The organism is Geodermatophilus ruber (assembly GCF_900114385.1).
In the GTDB taxonomy this organism is placed as follows: domain Bacteria; phylum Actinomycetota; class Actinomycetes; order Mycobacteriales; family Geodermatophilaceae; genus Geodermatophilus; species Geodermatophilus ruber.
In genome coordinates, this window is record NZ_FOSW01000003.1 from 121,786 (window position 1) to 136,360 (window position 14,575).

15 protein-coding genes are annotated in these 14,575 nt (G+C 71.1%); 10 read left to right on the plus strand and 5 right to left on the minus strand.

What is annotated here, in order from left to right; translation table 11 throughout:
* Positions 1-18 precede the first annotated feature (18 nt).
* From BMZ50_RS05725 to BMZ50_RS05735, 3 genes are all read right to left on the minus strand, one after another.
* Positions 19-342, minus strand: a complete 324-nt coding sequence (locus BMZ50_RS05725; protein ID WP_091322194.1) for a bifunctional 3-phenylpropionate/cinnamic acid dioxygenase ferredoxin subunit — start codon at positions 340-342, stop codon at positions 19-21.
* 68 nt (positions 343-410) lie between these two features.
* Positions 411-956, minus strand: coding sequence for a 3-phenylpropionate/cinnamic acid dioxygenase subunit beta (locus BMZ50_RS05730; RefSeq protein ID WP_091322196.1), 546 nt, complete (start codon positions 954-956; stop codon positions 411-413).
* A complete protein-coding gene (locus tag BMZ50_RS05735) occupies positions 956-2,278 on the minus strand; it encodes an aromatic ring-hydroxylating dioxygenase subunit alpha (RefSeq protein WP_091322198.1) in 1,323 nt (440 codons plus the stop codon). Before BMZ50_RS05735 ends, BMZ50_RS05730 begins: the two co-directional genes overlap by 1 nt.
* A gap of 251 nt (positions 2,279-2,529) precedes the next feature.
* On the opposite strand from BMZ50_RS05735, the gene BMZ50_RS05740 reads away from it, so the two are divergent.
* Complete coding sequence (locus tag BMZ50_RS05740; RefSeq protein WP_177212660.1) at positions 2,530-3,171, plus strand: TetR/AcrR family transcriptional regulator; 642 nt, start codon at positions 2,530-2,532, stop codon at positions 3,169-3,171.
* A 49-nt stretch (positions 3,172-3,220) separates the two neighbouring features.
* Here BMZ50_RS05740 and hcaB read toward each other — a convergent pair whose 3' ends face one another.
* Positions 3,221-4,018: a 3-(cis-5,6-dihydroxycyclohexa-1,3-dien-1-yl)propanoate dehydrogenase gene (gene hcaB / locus BMZ50_RS05745; RefSeq protein WP_342708012.1), complete on the minus strand. Its 798-nt coding sequence runs from the start codon at positions 4,016-4,018 to the stop codon at positions 3,221-3,223.
* 180 nt (positions 4,019-4,198) lie between these two features.
* On the opposite strand from hcaB, the gene BMZ50_RS05750 reads away from it, so the two are divergent.
* From BMZ50_RS05750 to dmpG, 7 genes are all read left to right on the plus strand, one after another.
* Positions 4,199-5,041: an IclR family transcriptional regulator gene (locus BMZ50_RS05750; RefSeq protein WP_218146119.1), complete on the plus strand. Its 843-nt coding sequence runs from the start codon at positions 4,199-4,201 to the stop codon at positions 5,039-5,041.
* A 357-nt stretch (positions 5,042-5,398) separates the two neighbouring features.
* Positions 5,399-5,536, plus strand: coding sequence for a VOC family protein (locus tag BMZ50_RS05755; protein WP_245753404.1), 138 nt, complete (start codon positions 5,399-5,401; stop codon positions 5,534-5,536).
* A gap of 81 nt (positions 5,537-5,617) precedes the next feature.
* The gene (locus BMZ50_RS24970) at positions 5,618-5,740 is read left to right on the plus strand and encodes a hypothetical protein (protein WP_281245398.1); all 123 of its coding nucleotides are present in this window, start codon (positions 5,618-5,620) and stop codon (positions 5,738-5,740) included.
* Positions 5,741-5,766: 26 nt separating this feature from the next.
* Entirely contained in the window at positions 5,767-7,539 is a 1,773-nt protein-coding gene (locus tag BMZ50_RS05765; protein ID WP_091322203.1) for an FAD-dependent monooxygenase, read from the plus strand.
* 190 nt (positions 7,540-7,729) lie between these two features.
* The gene (locus tag BMZ50_RS05770; RefSeq protein WP_091322205.1) at positions 7,730-8,557 is read left to right on the plus strand and encodes a 2-keto-4-pentenoate hydratase; all 828 of its coding nucleotides are present in this window, start codon (positions 7,730-7,732) and stop codon (positions 8,555-8,557) included.
* The gene (locus BMZ50_RS05775) at positions 8,554-9,504 is read left to right on the plus strand and encodes an acetaldehyde dehydrogenase (acetylating) (RefSeq protein WP_091322206.1); all 951 of its coding nucleotides are present in this window, start codon (positions 8,554-8,556) and stop codon (positions 9,502-9,504) included. Before BMZ50_RS05770 ends, BMZ50_RS05775 begins: the two co-directional genes overlap by 4 nt.
* Entirely contained in the window at positions 9,501-10,538 is a 1,038-nt protein-coding gene (dmpG, locus tag BMZ50_RS05780; protein ID WP_091322209.1) for a 4-hydroxy-2-oxovalerate aldolase, read from the plus strand. Before BMZ50_RS05775 ends, dmpG begins: the two co-directional genes overlap by 4 nt.
* Before the next feature lie 270 nt (positions 10,539-10,808).
* On the opposite strand, the gene dhaL is transcribed toward dmpG, so the two are convergent.
* The gene (gene dhaL / locus BMZ50_RS05785; protein ID WP_091322211.1) at positions 10,809-12,515 is read right to left on the minus strand and encodes a dihydroxyacetone kinase subunit DhaL; all 1,707 of its coding nucleotides are present in this window, start codon (positions 12,513-12,515) and stop codon (positions 10,809-10,811) included.
* Between the two features lie 131 nt (positions 12,516-12,646).
* Between dhaL and BMZ50_RS05790 the strand changes: the two genes are divergently transcribed.
* Together BMZ50_RS05790 and BMZ50_RS05795 are read left to right on the plus strand one after the other, a co-directional pair.
* The gene (locus BMZ50_RS05790) at positions 12,647-13,177 is read left to right on the plus strand and encodes a MarR family winged helix-turn-helix transcriptional regulator (protein WP_091322213.1); all 531 of its coding nucleotides are present in this window, start codon (positions 12,647-12,649) and stop codon (positions 13,175-13,177) included.
* Between the two features lie 184 nt (positions 13,178-13,361).
* The gene (locus BMZ50_RS05795; protein ID WP_091322215.1) at positions 13,362-14,558 is read left to right on the plus strand and encodes a cytochrome P450; all 1,197 of its coding nucleotides are present in this window, start codon (positions 13,362-13,364) and stop codon (positions 14,556-14,558) included.
* The last annotated feature ends 17 nt before the right edge of the window (positions 14,559-14,575 follow it).

Genomic DNA, 14,575 nt, shown 5'->3' on the forward strand with positions numbered 1-14,575 from the left:
CGCGTGGCGTCTGTCGTGTCAGAGGTCGTCGGGTCGCTCAGGTACATCGACGAACAGGTCATCGCCGTCGCGGCGTACCGGGTAGGTCTCCAGCGGGATGAAGGCGGGCGGCGCGAGCACCTTCCCGGTGCGCAGGCAGAACTTCGCCATGTGCAGCGGGCACTCGACCACGTCGCCGTCGAGGTATCCCTGCGCCAAGGAGAACTCGTCGTGCGTGCAGCTGTCGCCGGTGGCGAAGAACTCGTCCACCACCCTGAAGACGGCGATCGGCGGTTCCGTGGGCAGCCGGAGGCCCTCGTCCTCGGGCACCTGCTGCACGGTGCAGGCCCGGATCCACGTCATGTGGCCTCCTCATCGGTCCGGGGTGCGTGGTGGGGCGGCGGACGCCTGCGTGCGCCGCCCCACCACGGTCAGAGGAAGATGCTGATGTTCTTGGACAGGACGGTGGCCTGGTCGAGCAGGATCGTCCGCCGGGCGATCTGCCACCCGAGGTCGGTGTTCGAGCGCCGGAGCAGATCGGTGCGCTGCCCCACGAACATGTCCTGCTCGCGCTCCAGCCGGGTGCGGTACGCGAGGAAGTTGGACTCGACGGTGTACTCGTTCTCATCCTCGGTCGGAGCCACCCGGACGTTGGTGATCAGGCGACGGGTCCGGCTCGGCGGGTCCTCGGCCCAGGCCGTGCCGAGCCGGAAACGCCGGACACGTTGGTAGAGCAGCGCGTGGGTCTCGTCGAAGTGGGCGATGTCGCCCACGCCGGACACCTCCTGGTCGAGCTCGCGCTGCAGCCGGTTGCTCCGGACGGGCATGAAGTAGTGCACGTCCGGAGCCATCAGCTCGAACCAGTCGTCGAGCTTGCGCCTGTCCAGGAGCGCTGCCTCCGCGTAGAGGAACTGCTCGATCTCGTGCTGGAGCTCCGTGCTGCTCGTGGTCGTCGTGGCCCGCAGGATCCCGGTCATCAGCGGGCTCCCGCCGGGACGGAGGTGCGCACCCGGGTCAGCTCGTCGAGGTCCTCCCAGGTGGCCGCCGTGAGCATGTCGGCCCACCGCTGGTAGAAGCCGCGCGCAGCCTCCTCGCCGTAGGCGTCCCCGGTCCTCCCGGGCATCCCGTTGGCGTCCTGCTCGGTGTGTCCCAGGCCCATCTGCACGTTGAACTTCGTGCGCCGGGCCATGTGGCCGCGAAGCACGCGCTGAACCTCCACCCAGTTCTCGCCGTCGTCCTGCTCGAAGTTGCCGGCCGGGCTGAAGGCCCGGGACGTCGTGATCTGCAGCGCCCGCTTGACCTCCGGGGGTGCGGCTGCGGGCACCAGCGCCCAGGCCCACACCTCGATCTCGTTGGGGCCGCGGGGGTGCCAGACGCGCATCGTGTTGTAGGGCGTCAGGAAGGAGAAGGTCGGGAAGAGCGTGTTGTGGCCCTGGAACGCGTAGCGGGTCTCGCCGATCCGGGCGATGATGCTGTCCTTCTGGGTGGCCAACCAGGCGTCCACCCCCGGCCCGCCGAAGTCCGGCGTCTCCGGCGTCGTCCAGAAGCCGGTGCCGTGGCCCAGCGGCGAGCTGAACTGACGTCCCGGACCACCGGTCGCCATCTCGAGCATCTCGGCCTCGGCGCCCTCGGGAGCGAGGATGGAGATGCCCGACGCGTGCGAGATCGCGATGTGGTACATGTCGCTGGCGAACTGCTCGGCCGCGAACTTCCAGTTGCACGGGATGACCCAGCGGTGCATTCCGCCGACGACTTCCAGGCCGCCCTCGTACTTGTCGACGTAGGCGTCGAAGTACCAGGCGTAATCGCCCAGGTACTCCTCGAAGCTCGGCGCAGTTGCGTCCCAGGTGCCGAAGATGAAGCCCTTGTAGTTGGTCAGCTGGGCGAGCTGGGTGGGCCCCCAGGCCGACGTGTCGAGTTCGTTCTTGTATCCCCGCTCGAGCCGCGGAACGCTCACCAGGTTGCCGGCGAGGTCGTAGCTCCACCCGTGATAGCTGCAGGTGAAGGCCTTGGCCGTGCCGCTGTCGGCGCGGCAGATGCGCATGCCGCGGTGCCGGCACTGGTTGAGGAAGGCGCGGATCGAGCCGTCCCGTTGCCGGACCACCAGGACCGGGTCCTCACCCATGTAGGTCTGCACGAACGAGCCCGGCTTGGCCAGCTGGGACTCGTGGGCGAGGAAGAGCCAGCTGCGGGAGAAGATCCGTTCCAGCTCCAGTTGGTACAGGTGCTCGTCGGTGTAGATCGTCGGGTCGATCTCCCCCCGCGCCGAGTCGATGAGCTGTGCCAGATCGGCAGCCATGGCAGTCCTTTTCCAGCGGATGTCGTGTCGGATGCGCAGCGTGGAGGGCCCGGAGTGGCGTTCCTGGTGCTGCGGCGCTCGAATGCTGCGGTGGGGCCGGAAGCTGTTCCAGCGTTCGTTCCGGTCCTTGGAACTCGGCGCCTGCGGGCAGTCGCGACGGCTCCGCATCACCGGCTGCGTCGATCGACGGGCCCGGCATCGCGTGTGGGCGGTCAACCGGTTCACGGGCACCGCTGGGCTACCGTCAGGGAGTGTCGGGCAAGGACGGCCGGGATCCAGCGAACTCCAGAGAGACGATCCTGGACGCCGCGGAATCGCTGCTGGCTGAACGTGGATATTCGGGTACCTCGATCGCCGCCGTGTGTGCCGCCTCGGGAATGCCGACAGGCTCGATCTACTGGCATTTCGGCAACAAGGCCGGGGTGGCGTCGGCGGTCATGCAGCGTGGCGCCCGTGCCTTCTTCGCCCGCCTGCCCCGGGCGTCGGAACTCGACGGCAACCCGGCTGAGCGGCTCCGCTCGTTCTTCGAGGCGGCGGCCGAGGCGATCGCCGCACATCCGGCCTTCTTCCGGCTCGAGGTCGTGCTGAACATGGAGAGCCACGACGACGAGATGCGCGGGATCCTCCGCCAGGTCACCGACTACACCATGCAGGAGATCGTGAGCGTGGTGGAGCCGGCTGCCCGGGACTCCGGTGTGGCTGAGCCGACGGCGCTGGCTGCCGAACTGGCGGAGCTCACGATCGCTCTGACGCGGGGCAGCCTGCTGTCCTTCGGAGGGGACAGGGACAAGGTGACGCTGACGATGCGCCGCCTGCACCACCTCATCGTGCTGTCGATCGCCGATGCCGCCGCTCGGGCACCGCTGAGCGGTCAAGGCGGCTCGCAGCCGTGACCGCGGAGGGCCGGGGCATCCGGCGGATGCCCTGGCCCTCGCGATCCGCTCAGCGGGGACGGCGGGGGGTGCCGAACCCGGAGAGGTCGATGACCGTTCCCGTGGCGGTGCGGGACTCGCGGGCCGCGCCGAGCAGCACGTAGGCCTCCGCGTAGTCCTCGGGCAGCGGCTCGATCTCGAGGGCGGAGTTCTCGCGCACGATCTGACCGATCGGGATCGCCGTGCTGATCGATTCGCCGGAGAGATCCATGGCGGCCGGGCCGCGCAGATCGGTGGCCATGCCGCCCGGCGCGACCGCGTTGACCCGGATCTCCGGCGCGAGCTCGTAGGCCAGCTGGCGCACCAGGCCGTGCCCTGCGTGCTTGGCGGCGGTGTAGAGCACCCCGCCGCCACCGGGGTAGAACGCGGCGTTCGAGAGGGTGAAGATCATCGACCCCCGGGACTCCCGGAGGAGGGGGGCGGCCGCTCTGGCACCCAGGACGTAGCCCTTGACGTTGACCGAGAAGAGCTCATCGAACCCGGCGACCAGGTGCTCGGGCGTGGAGTCGAGCAGTGCGCGGGAGAAGTCCCAGATCCCGGCGTTCCCTATGAAGACGTCCAGGCCGCCGAACTCGCGCTGGGCGACCGCGCAGGCCTGCGCGTTGTCGGCGTACTCGGTCACGCTTCCGAGCACGCCGCGCACCGCGTCCCCGTACGAGGCCTCCAGTGCATCGAGCTTGTCCTGCACCCGGTCGAGGACCACCACCCGGGCGCCCTCCTCGACGAACCTCCCGACGACGGCGGCGCCCATGCCGGATCCGCCGCCCGTGATCACGGCTGTTCGGTTCTGCAAACGGCCCATCGTCATCCTTCGCTCGTCGCCGGTGGCCCGGGAGGTGTGCGTCCGGGTCACGGTGCGGGCCGCGACGGACCCTGACCACGCTCGGTTCCAGTGGCCGGAACGGTGGGGCGCCCGCAGGAGCTGATTGACCCGAGATCTCCACCACTGTTAGCTTCGTCTCTAGAACGTTCACTCTAGAACCCCTCAGTGAGCCTGGGATCGGAGCTGTTCGCAGAGATGTCCTCCCTAGTTGTCGAGGCGCCCCACCAGCCGGTCGATGTCCGAGCGGGCGCCGCGCCGTCGATCCTGAAGAAGGCCTTCGACGTCCTCGGCAGCTTCAGTCCCGACCGACGCGTCCTGTCCTTCGCCGAGGTCGCCCGCGCCAGTGGACTGCCGAAGTCCACGACGCACCGGGTGCTCGCGATGCTCGTGGAGATGGGGGCCGTCGAGCAGCACACCGACGGTTACCGGATCGGGCTGCGCATGTTCGCGGTCGGCGCGTGTTCGGCCGAGGTCGCACTACGGGACATCGCGTTGCCAGCCATGGAGGAGCTGCACCGGATAGCCCGGCAGACCCTGCATCTGGCCGTGCTGCGTGGACCGGACGTCGTCTACATCGAGAAGCTGCGGACCCATCAGGCGGTGCCCACGCCCGCAGTGGTCGGTGCGAGCCTCCCTGCTCACTGGACCGCCGTCGGGAAGGCGTTGCTGGCCGAGGAGAGGGCCGAGTCTGCTGCGTCGACGGAAGTGCTGCGGTCGCGGGCGGGGCGGAAGATGGCCGACCCGGCGGCATTCGCCCAGGAGCTCACCCTCAGCCGTGCTCGCGGTTACGCGGTGGACCGGGAGGAGTCGGTGGCCGGGCTTGCCTGCATCGCCGTCCCGATCGTGGCCGGCGGCTCTGCGGTGGCGGCGCTGTCCGTTGCCTTTCCTGCGGCGGCAGGAAAGGGAGAGGTGCTGCTCAACCCCTTGCGCGCGACGGCGGCCCGGATCGGGCGCTCGTTGCCGCCGGCGCTGAGGGGCAGCCTGCTGCGCGAGCGCCACGCGCGGTGAGAGGGCGGGAGTTCCGATCGCCGGAACTACCGCTGGAAAGCGCGGGGTGAGCGGGTCAGCCTCTACGGAGTCGGTACACCCTGAGGAGAGTCCAATGAGCAGCGTGTTCCGCGCACTGTGCGCCGAGCTCGGCTACTCGCCTGATCGAGTCCTCAGCGTGCGGGTCAACGCCGGTCAGGTCGTCGTCGTGACGTGGAAGGACTCCGGTGAGCTCCAGGTCACGACCTACGCCCAGGACCCCGATGGACTTCGTCTCGTCTCACAGGGAACGCCGATCGATGTGCGCCGGAACTGTGAGGCCCCGGGAGGGCAGCGGTCACCGACATCCGCGACGTCGGCGTCGCCTATGAGCGCTGCGTGGATGCCAAGCAGCTCGTCGGGATGACGCTCGGTATGCATCCCGACGACCACATGTTCACCTTCTACGTCCGTGCGCCGTCGGGCGCCTCGGTCGAGTACGGCTGGGGTGGACTTCTCGTCGACGACGAGACCTGAGACGCCGTCTCCCACGTCACCGCGCCGACGCTGCTGATCCACGGCCGCGACCACCGCGTCGTCTCCGTCGAAACCTCGCTCTTGCTCTGTGCCCGCATCGGCAACTCCCGTGTCTCGCTGCTCAACCGCTGCGGCCTCTGGGCGCAGCTCGAGCACGCCGACGTCTTCAACCGCCTCGTCGCCGGCTTCGTCCTCAACGACTGATCCGCCTCCACCCGGAAGGACATCCCATGAACAACGCAGCCCAGGTCGTCGAGACAGATGTCCTCATCGTGGGGGCCGGCCCGGCCGGAGCCAGCGCCGCGGCGCTGCTCTCGACGTACGGCATCCCCAACATCGTCATCAACAAGTACCGCAGCGTCGCCAACACCCCGCGGGCCCACATCACCAACCAGCGCGCCATGGAGACACTGCGCGACCTGGGCCTCGAAGAGGTCGCAGCGGCAGCGTCGACGCCCCAGGCGCTGATGGGCGAGCACGTCTGGGGCACGAGCCTGGCCGGCGAGGAGCTTGGGCGGATCCGCACCTGGTACACCCACCCGCTCGCCAAGGCCGAGCACGACCTGGCCAGCCCGACGGCGATCTGCGACCTGCCGCAGCACATCCTCGAGCCGATCCTGATCAACGCCGCCAGCGACCGGGGTTCGCAGGTCCGGTTCAACACCGAGTTCATCGACCTCGAGCAGGACGCCGACGGCGTCACCACCCGGGTCCGCGATCGCATCACGGGCGCCGAGTACGCCATCCGCAGCAAGTACCTCATCGCCGCTGACGGCGGTCGCTCGCAGATCGTGAGCCAGCTCGGTCTGCCCCTGGAGGGCGAGTTGGGGATGGCCAACTCGATCAACGTCTGGTTCAAGGCCGACCTGACCCACCTGGTCGAGCACCGTCCCAGCGACATGTACTGGTTCATCCAGCCGGGCGTCGGGCAACAGGGGATGAGTATCGGCGTCCTGCGCGTCATCCGGACGTGGAACGAGTGGATAGCCGTGGGGGGCTACGACCCGAGCGGTCCGGTCCCAGAGCTGACCGACGAACTCGGCAGGCAGATCGCCCACGAGGTCATCGGCGACGACAGCATCGATGTCGAGGTCATCTCGCTGTCGACCTGGGCGGTCAACCACATGTACGCCACAGACAACATGGTCGGGCGGGTCTTCGCTGTCGGCGACGCCGTCCACCGGCACTCGCCGATGAACGGTCTGGGATCGAACACCTCGATCCAGGACAGCTACAGCCTGTGTTGGAAGCTCGCCCACGTGCTGCGTGGTGTCGCTGCACCGTCGCTGCTGGAGACGCACCGTGACGAGCGGGTCCCGGTGGGCCGACAGATCGTCGACCGCGCGACGCGCAGCAACAACCTGATCCCGCCGCTGTTCATGGCCCTCGGCCTGCCGCCGACCTCAGGCGAGGAGGAACTGCGCCAGGCAATCGAGACGCTGGCCGACCCGTCGGCGGACGCGAGGGCCGCTCGTACGGCGTTCCGCACGGCCGTCGACAACTCGGCGTTGTGCTTCGGCACCCATGGCGTCGAGATGAACCAGCGCTACGAGTCCTCGGCGGTCGTGCCTGACGGCACCCCGGCGCCGACGGCGCCGCGCGACGAGGAGATTTTTTACTTCCCGTCGACCTATCCCGGCCGTCACCTGCCGCACGTGTGGGTGACCAAGGACCAGAAGCGGGTGCCGATCTTCGACCTCTGCGGCAAGGGCGCCTTCACACTCCTCACCGGCATCCGCGGTGAGCAGTGGCGTGAGGCGGCGGCCAAGGCCGAGGCGGAGTGCGGGGTTCGGGTCAACGTCAGGTCCATCGGTCGCGGATGCGACTACGAGGACTCCTATGGCGACTACGCCCGCGCCTGCGAGGTCGAGGAGGACGGCGCACTCCTGGTCCGGCCCGACCACATCATCGGCTGGCGCGCGCAGGACGCCAGCGGGGACCCCGCCGCGCGGCTCATCGACGCGTGTCGTCAGATCTTCGGGCGCAAGCCGGCCGGTGTCTGAGCGGACGGCGCATCGCAGCACCACCGGCTCGGCCGTCGCCGCCTTCGGGAGGCGACGGCCGAGTCCCTCGTGCTGGAGGTCCTCACGCGTGCCGGAGCCGCTGGCCACGCGATTGAGCCGAACGCCGCGCTAGGGGCTCCCGGCCGACGCCGGTCATCGTGAAGACACAGCGCACAACCCGAGGGATGCAATGACTCACGCAAGCACACCGCCCGTCTCGACCCAGCGGGACGTCGTCACCCAGGCCGCGGAGCGGCTGCAGACTGCCGCCGAGACCGGCGTTCCGTGCGTCCCGGTCCGCGACCTGATCGGTACCGACGACGTCGAGCTGGCCTACGCGGTGCAGCGACGGCTGACCGAGCGGCGGCTGGCCGCGGGCGCCCGCGTGGTGGGCCGCAAGATCGGCCTCACGTCGCCGGCCGTGCAGAAGCAGTTGGGCGTTGACCGCCCGGACTTCGGCGTCCTGTTCGACGACATGGATGTCAGTGCCCTGCCGGAGGTTCCGTCGGAGCGGCTTCTGCAGGCCAAGACGGAGGCCGAGATCGCGTTCGTGCTCGGCGCGGACCTGGCCGACGGTCCGCTCGACGCCGCGCAGGTGCGTGGCGCGGTGGCCTACGCGGTGGCGGCGCTGGAGATCGTGGACAGCCGGATCGCCGGCTGGGACATCACCTTCGGCGACACGGTGGCCGACAACGCCTCCAGCGGGCTGTTCATCGTGGGGGAGCGGCGGCTGACGCTCGCCGAGTTCGAGCCCCTCGACGTCGCCATGACCATGCGCCTGGGTGGTGAGCTCGTCTCGGCGGGCAACGGCGCCGCCTGCCTGGGCGACCCGCTCAACGCCCTGGCCTGGCTCGCCCGAACCGCCGCTGAGCTCGGTGACCCGTTGCGCGCCGGTCAGGTCGTGCTCTCGGGCGCGCTGGGCCCGATGGTCGCCACCCCACCGGGGTCGAGCGTCTCCGCAGACCTCGGCCCCCTCGGCTCGATCACCGCCACGTTCTCCGGAAGGGACCGGGCATGAGCAAGACCAAGGTCGCAATCATCGGATCCGGCAACATCGGCACCGACCTGATGATCAAGGTGATCCGGCACTCCGACGTGCTGGAGATGGGCGCGATGGTCGGCATCGACCCGGATTCCGACGGCCTGGCCCGGGCGGCGCGGATGAAGGTGCCCACCACGCACGAGGGCGTCGACGGACTCATCGCGATGGAGGGCTTCGCCGAGATCGCGATCGTCTTCGACGCCACCTCGGCCAAGGCGCACGCGGCCAACGCCGAGAAGCTGGCGCGGTATGGCAAGAAGCTGGTGGACCTGACGCCGGCGGCGATCGGCCCCTACGTGGTGCCGCCGGTGAACCTCGACCAGCACCTGGCCGACGACGCCCGCAACGTCAACATGGTGACCTGCGGCGGGCAGGCGACCATTCCGATGGTGGCCGCGATCGCGCAGGTGACGCCGGTGCCGTACGCGGAGATCGTCGCGTCGATCGCGTCGAAGTCGGCGGGACCCGGTACCCGGGCCAACATCGACGAGTTCACCGAGACCACCGCCCAGGCGATCGAGGCGGTCGGCGGCGCTGGTCGGGGCAAGGCGATCATCGTGCTCAACCCGGCCGAGCCCCCGCTGATCATGCGCGACACCGTGTTCTGCCTGATCGGCGACGCCGACCACGACGCCATCCGCGAGTCGGTGGCGGAGATGGCGAAGAGCGTGGCCGAGTACGTGCCCGGCTACCGGCTCAAGCAGGAGGTGCAGTTCACCCCCATCGCCGCCGGCGAGCCGGTGCACACCCTGCTGCCCGAGGGGGCGCCGCCGGTGACCACGAAGGTGACGGTGTTCCTGGAGGTCGAGGGCGCCGCCCACTACCTGCCCGCTTACGCGGGCAACTTGGACATCATGACCTCGGCGGCCCTGCGGGTCGGCGAGCGTCTGGCCACCCGAACCCCTGCGCAGGTGACCGCATGACCGCGGACCGCACTCCCGAGCTCTACGTCCAGGACGTCACGTTGCGGGACGGCATGCACGCCGTGCGGCACCGGATCACCCCGGCCGATGTGGCCCGCATCGTGGCCGCGCTGGACGCGGCGGGCGTGGACGCCATCGAGGTCGCCCACGGCGACGGGCTGGCCGGCGGCAGCCTGAACTACGGGCCCGGGTCCCACACCGACTGGGAGTGGATCGAGGCCGCGGCGGAGAACTGCAGCCGGGCGGTGCTGACCACGCTGCTGCTGCCCGGCATCGGCACGATCGCCGAGCTGAAGCACGCCTACTCCCTCGGCGTGCGGTCGATCCGGGTGGCCACCCACTGCACCGAGGCCGACGTCGCCGCCCAGCACATCGCCACCGCCCGCGAGCTGGGCATGGACGTGTCGGGCTTCCTGATGCTCAGCCACATGGCCCCGGCCGCCGAGCTGGCCCGGCAGGCCAAGCTGATGGAGTCCTACGGGGCGCACTGCGTCTACGTCACCGACTCCGGCGGCCGGCTGACCATGGACGGCGTGCGCGAGCGGGTCCGCGCCTACCGCGACCTGCTCGCACCGGGGACCCAGATCGGCATCCACGCCCACCAGAACCTCTCCCTGGCGGTGGCCAACTCGGTGGTCGCCGTCGAGGAGGGGGTCACCCGGGTGGACGCCTCGCTGGCCGGGCACGGGGCGGGTGCGGGCAACTGCCCGATCGAGCCGTTCATCGCCGTGGCCGACCTGCAGGGCTGGCAGCACGGTTGCGACCTGTTCGCGCTGCAGGACGCCGCCGACGACCTGGTCCGCCCGCTGCAGGACCGGCCGGTGCAGGTGGACCGGGAGACGCTGACGCTGGGCTACGCCGGCGTCTACTCCAGCTTCCTGCGCCACGCCGAGGCCGCCTCCGGGCAGTACGGCATCGACGTCCGCTCGATCCTGCTCGAGGTCGGCCGCCGCGGCCTGGTCGGCGGCCAGGAGGACATGATCGTCGAAGTCGCCCTCGACCTGACCGCGGAGCGGACCTCCGTCGTCGCCTGACGCCCTCGGCCTCCGCGTACAGCGTCCGGTCCGCTGCAGGCAGCATCCGGCGGCTGCGGTCGGAGCTCTGACCGTCTCGCCGTCCCTGGCGACCGCCGTCCGGCCGGTGGCAGGGGCTCGCGGCCGAGGGCGGGCGGTGATGGCGATGTCGGCGACCGTGCGTGGTGGCTCCCGCCGGCCGGACCGGTTGCTGCCGTTGCGGTCACCCGCCGATGAGCCGTGTAGGACCGGGCCGGCGGCGGGCATGCGCTCGCCGCCGGCCGAGCCGGGTCAGGCGCCCAGCGCGTCGGCGACGGCGGCCAGCCAGAGGGTGACCGCGTGCGCTCCGGGGTCCGGGTGGCCGACGGCGCGGGCGCCCAGGTAGCTGGACCGGCCCAGCTTCGCCTGCACGTCCGCCGTCGCCTGGGTGCCCTCCCGGGCTGCGGTCACGGCGCACTGCAGGGCCTTCCACGGGTCCAGCCCGGAGGCCAGATCCGCAGCAAGCGCATCGGCCGCGGGACGAAGGGCGTCGACCATCGTGCGATCGCCCGGCGCTGCTCCACCGATCTCCTGCACCCCGTCCACGGCGGCGCTGAAGGCCGCCGCCCACTCGGCGGCGCCCACCGGCCGATCCTCGGGCACGGCTGCCGCGGCGCGCATGAGCATCACCGCGTACAGCGGACCCGAGGTTCCCCCGACGGACCGGCGCACCGTGGCCGACGCGGCCCGCAGCACCGCCGCGGGTCCGGCCTGACCGGGGTAGTCGGCGACCTCCTCGAGTAGCGCCCGGGCGCCCCGGGACAGGCTGGTGCCCAGGTCGCCGTCGCCGACCTCCCGGTCGAGGTCGGTGAGCTCCTGCTCCGCCTGCAGCAACCGGGCGGCGGCCGCTTCCAGGCCACGGCGGAGGGGATCGCCGGCGTCCAGCCCGCCGCCGATGACCGGTACGGCGTCCCCGGCGGGGGGCTCGATCGGCCTCGGCTCCGACGCCGGGGCGCCGCCGTGCCGCGGCCACGCCGGCGCCGTGGTCGGCGAGTCGAGGGCGGCCAGCACGTCGTCGTCGACGGGGAGCAGGCTCAGCGAGCACCCGGCCATGTCCAGCGCGGTGAGGAAGCTGCCGACCCAGATCCGCTCCACGACCAGCCCGCGGCCGCGCAGGTCCGCGAGTGCCGCCCGCGCCATGACGTCCAGTTCGATCGGCGGCGTGGCGCCCAGCCCGTTGACCAGCAGGGCCAGCCGTGTCCCCGGGGCGAAGGCGCCGTCGGCGACGACCCGGTCGAGCAGGCCCCGGGCGATCGCATCCGCCGGGCGGGAGACGGTGCGCTCCACCCCCGCCTCGCCGTGGATGCCCAGGCCCCACTCGATCTCGCCGTCGGTCAGCTGGAACGAGGGCCTGGCGGTGCCCGGCACGGTGCACGCCGACAGGGCGACCCCCATGGTCCGGACCGCGTCGGCGGCCGCTCGCGCCCGGGCCGCGACCTCGGGGAGTGGCAGGCCCGCCTCGGCCGCCGCGCCGGCGACCTTGTGCACCAGGACCGTGCCGGCGATGCCCCGCCGGCCTGCGCCGACCGCCGCCACCAGGGCGACGTCGTCCGCGACGACGACGACCTCGACCGGCGTTCCCTCGGCGCGGGCCAGCTCCGCGGCCAGGCCGAAGTTGAGCCGGTCGCCGGTGTAGTTCTTCACGATCAGCAGGACGCCCGCCGGCGATGCGACGGTCCGGATGGCGGCCAGCACGGCGTCCACCGAGGGCGAGGTGAACACCTCGCCCGCGACGGCGGCGGTCAGCATCCCGGCGCCGACGTAGCCGGCGTGCGCGGGTTCGTGCCCGGCGCCGCCCCCGGACACCACGGCGACCTTTCCCGCTGCCCGGAGCTCCGCCACGTCGCTGCGGACCGCCGTCGTCCAGCCGGCCAGGCGGGACGTGGTCGCCACGGCTCCGGTGAGCCCGTCGAGGGCCTCACCCACCACGTCACGGGGCTCGTTGATCAGCTTGTTCATGGCATGGTCTCCTGGGCGCGCTCGGGGGTACTGGGTCGTGCCGTGCGGGGTGGTGCCGTCGAACCAGGGGCGGCCACGGCACGACGAGGATCGGGACGGCGCGTCCCGGCAGGACGAGGGAGGGCGCCGGCGTGGCCGGTCCACAGCTGCACCGCGAGAAGCTGCCGGTGACGATCGACCGGGAGGCCTACACGCCGGCGTTCCTCTCCCTGGTGGCCAACGCCCTGTCCTGGGGCGGTTCCTACCTCTACATGCGCCGGTTCGGCGTGGGCGTCAACGACTGGCGGGTGCTCTCCGCGCTCGGCAACCACCCCGGGGCCACCGCCGGTGAGGTGTGCACGGTGCTGGGCCTCAACAAGTCGGTGGTCTCCCGCAGCGTGTCCGGCATGGTCGACCGTGGGCTGGTGGCCATCGAGCGCGCCGAGGGACAGCGGCGCCTCTACCTGACCGAGGAGGGCGTCGCGCTCCACGATCAGCTGCTGCCGTTGGCGTTGGAGCGCGAACGGCGGATGCTGCGGGGCTTCACCGACGAGGAGATCGTCCAGCTGCGGGGATTCCTCCGCCGTATGCACGACAACCTCTTCGAGGCCGCCGACACGGGCGCGGCGGTGGCAGGCGGGGAGGACGCCGTCGAGCAGCCGGGGAGTCACCGGAACGACTGAGCGGGGCCGGACCAGCGACACGACGGGCTTCCTCCTCCAGGACCTGGGCACGCTGCGGGTCGTGGAGTTTATATAGCAACTTTTTGCTGCCGCCTGCTTGACATCGCCGTGCGCGGACGGTGCACTACGGCCGAGTTGATTTAGCAACTCTATCGTCGAGCACACGACCGGAGGAAGCCCAGCGATGGCACCCGCGACCGGACGCCCCACCGTGGACGTCGACCCCTTCACCCGGGAGTCGCTGGCCGACCCGCTGCGGATCGACGCCCTGGTGCGCGAGACGGCTCCCGTGGTGTGGCTGTCGGCGCACCAGGTGTGGGCCACGGGGCGGCACGACCTGGTCGAGCGGGTTTTCAGGGACTGGGGGACGTTCACCTCCACCGCCGGGACCGGCGTCACCAACACCCGGCGGGCCGAGAACTGGCGGGAGCCCAGCGTGCTGCTGGAGGCCGATCCGCCGGAGCACACCCCCCGGCGGGCGGTGATGACCCGGGCACTGGGTCCGGCGGCCGTGCGGCGCCTGCGGGCCGGCTTCGCCGCGACCGCCGACGCGCTGGTCGACGAGCTCCTCGAGCGCGGGGAGTTCGACGCCGCCACCGACCTGGCGCAGGCCTACCCGCTCACGGTGCTGCCCGACGCGGTTGGCTTCGTGCCGGAGGGGCGCCGGCACCTGCTGCCGTACTCGAACCTGAACTTCCAGGCGATGGGTCCCCGCAACGAGCTCTACGACGAGGCCGTCGAGCTGGCCGGCGATTCGCCCGCCTACGTGGCCTGGCAGATGCGGCGCGAGGCGCTGCGACCCGACGGGCTCGGTGCCGACATCTTCGCCGCCGCCGATGCGGGCGAGATCACCGAGCACGAGGCGGCCATGATGGTTCGCTCCATCCTCTCCGCGGGGGTGGACACCACGATCTTCGGCATCGGGCTGACCATCCGGTCCCTGATCGAGAATCCCGACCAGTGGCAGCTGCTGCGCCAGGATCCCTCGCTGGCCCGCTTCGCCTTCGACGAGTCGCTCCGTTACACCGCGCCGAGTCCGATCATCGGGCGGACGACCAACGTCCCGGTGGAGCTCGACGGCATCCAGCTGGGCGCCGACGAGAAGGTGCTGCTCTTCCTCGGCGCGGCCAACCGCGACCCCCGCCGGTGGGAGGACCCCGACGAGTTCCGCATCACCCGGCGGGCCGCCGGCCACCTGGCGTTCGGCACCGGCGTCCACGGCTGCGTCGGCCACCTGATCGCCCGGATGGAGGCCGAGTGCCTGCTCTCCGCGCTCGCCCGCAAGGTGGGGCGGCTGGAGCTGACCGGCGAGCCGCGCATCACGTACTCGAACTGGCTGCGCGGTCTGGACTCTCTGCCCGTCCGCGCGCACGCCGCCTGAACGACCCCGGTTCCCGG